The 2,391-nt window shown below is 71.9% G+C and carries 3 protein-coding genes; 2 read left to right on the top strand and 1 reads right to left on the bottom strand.

The window, feature by feature from the left end; all coding sequences use genetic code 11:
• Both H5J33_RS31310 and H5J33_RS37955 read left to right on the top strand, forming a co-directional pair.
• The coding region (locus H5J33_RS31310) for a glycerophosphodiester phosphodiesterase (RefSeq protein ID WP_181798138.1) at positions 1-1,001 on the top strand (1,001 nt) is incomplete at its 5' end.
• Between the two features lie 91 nt (positions 1,002-1,092).
• Positions 1,093-1,584 carry a hypothetical protein gene (locus H5J33_RS37955; protein WP_258565536.1) on the top strand — a complete coding sequence of 164 codons (492 nt, stop codon included), beginning with the start codon at positions 1,093-1,095 and terminating at the stop codon, positions 1,582-1,584.
• A 231-nt stretch (positions 1,585-1,815) separates the two neighbouring features.
• Here H5J33_RS37955 and H5J33_RS31320 read toward each other — a convergent pair.
• On the bottom strand, positions 1,816-2,391 hold a 576-nt coding region (locus tag H5J33_RS31320), incomplete at its 5' end, for a L,D-transpeptidase family protein (protein WP_181798139.1).

Here is a 2,391-nt window from a genome sequence, read left to right on the forward strand (position 1 = left end):
CGATCATCGGCCACCGCGGAGCCAGCGGCTACCGGCCCGAGCACACCTTCGGCTCCTACGACCTGGCGCTCGACCTGGGCGCGGACGTGGTCGAGGCCGGCGACCTGGTGCCCACCAGGGACGGCCACCTGGTCTGCCGGCACGAGCCGGAGATCGGCGGCACCACCGACGTCGCCGCCCACCCGGAGTTCGCCGGCCGCAGGACCACCAAGGTGCTCGACGGCGTCCCCACGACCGGCTGGTTCACCGAGGACTTCACCCTCGCCGAGCTGAAGACGCTGCGCGCCGTCGAACGCGTCCCGGCCAACCGGCCGCACAACACCCTCTACAACGGCCGCTGGGAGATCCCCACCTTCGAAGAGGTCCTGAAGTGGCAGGACGAGCAGACCCGCAGGCGCGGCCGGCAGGTCTGGATCTACCCGGAGACCAAGCACCCCACCTACTTCCGCGAGCTCGGCCTCGGCCTGGAGGAGCGGGTGGCCAAGCTGCTGCGCAAGTACGGCAAGGACGGCCGGCACTCCCCGGTCATCCTCCAGTCCTTCGAACCGACCAGCATCCAGCGGCTGAACCGGCTGGTCGACAACCCCCTGGTCGTCCTGCTCTCCTCGGCGGACAGCCGGCCCTACGACTTCGTGGCGGCGAACGACCCGCGCACGGTCGCCGACCTCGTCACCCCCAAGGGCCTGCGGGAGATCGCCGGCTACGCGCAGGGCATCGGGCCCACCGTGGACCTGGTCATCCCGAAGAAGACGGACGGCACCCTGGCCGAACCCACCACCCTGGTCTCCGACGCGCACCGGGTGGGCCTGGTCGTGCACCCCTACACCCTGCGCAACGAGAACCCCTTCCTGCCCGCCGAGTACCGCAGGGGCAACGCCGCCGACGGCTACGGCGATGTCCTCGGCGCCTTCAGGAAGTACTTCGCGACCGGCATCGACGGCGTCTTCACCGACAACGCCGACACCGGACTGCTCGCCCGCGCCGACTTCCTGGCCGGCTGACCCCGTCAACCACCGCCCCGGCCGTCCCCCGTTCGGGGTGAGTGTGCGCCGCCCCGGCAACCCGCCGCCGGGGCGGCTCGTCGTTCCGCATATGACCGACGACCTGGTAGCCACCCTGCGCCCGCTGCTGGCCGCCGAGGCCTCCGCCGAGGCATATGCCTGCGGAAGCGAGCCGGGCGACCTGGAGCAGGCCGTCTGGCTCCGGCTGCTGGAGCACCTGGCCGGTGGGGCCGCCCGGGTGACCCGGTACTGCGAGGTCCTGCTGTCCGCCGGCGATGGTGCCTACGGCGCCGGACACGGGGAGGACGGGAACACCGGCAAGGGCGAGAAGGGCAAGAAGGCGAAAGAGGGGAAAGAGGGGAAAGAGGGGAAAGAGGAGAAAAAGGGTAAAGGCCAGGGCAAGGGGAGCGGTGCCGGGGCCGACCGTCCGGAGCCCGGACACGGCGGCGGGCGCCGCGACGGTGTCGTACCCACCCCCTCCGCCCACGCCCCGCACCCCGGCGGACCGGACCACCCGCGGTCGGCCTCCGCGCGGCCGGGCCCCGCGCCGAGCCTGGCGTACGCCGCCGGCTCCGCGCGCTGACCGCCCCCTCCGCACCCCGTGTGACCTGCGGTTTCACCAGAGCGAGAAAATTTTTCCGCGTCAGGTGTGACATTTTTGAAGCCCGTGACGCAGTACTGAGTGAGCCGACTGGTCATCGGCCATCGCACGGAGCCGGGGTTCCCCCCGTACCCAAGGCTCGTGCACCTGGCGCGGGCGGGACACGTTCCCCCGGTCCCGCCCGCGCCCCGCAGCCTCACGGGGCCCCGCGACTCACCGTGAGACGACGACCTTGTCGCCGACCTTCACCTGGGCGAACAGCCGCGCGATCGCCGCTTCGTCGCGCACGTTGACGCAGCCGTGCGAACCGCCCGCGTACCCGCGCGCCGCGAAGTCGGCGGAGTAGTGCACCGCCTGGCCGCCGCTGAAGAACATCGCGTACGGCATCGCGGTGTGGTAGAGCGTCGACACATGGTGCCGTGACTTCCAGTAGACCTTGAACACACCTTCCCGGGTGGGTGTGTACTGGGTGCCGAAGCGCACGGACAGCGTCTCGAGCGTGCGCCCGTCGATCATCCAGCGCAGGGTCCGGCTGGTCTTGTCGATGCACAGCACCCGGCCGGTCACGCAGCGCGCGTCGGGCGCGTCGGCCTGCCGACCGCCCACCGGGGGGTACAGCTCCGACCGCGTCGGCCGGTGCGTCATGGCGAGCAGCCGCTGCCAGGTGACGGTGTCCAGCCTGCCGGTCGCCGGCAGCCCGCGCTTGCCCTGGAAGCCGAGGACGGCCCGTACGGTGCGCGGGCCGTACGTCCCCGTCGGCGTGGCGGACAGCCAGCCCACCTGGCGCAG

The organism is Streptomyces sp. WELS2 (genome assembly GCF_013870595.1).
GTDB lineage: Bacteria > Actinomycetota > Actinomycetes > Streptomycetales > Streptomycetaceae > Streptomyces.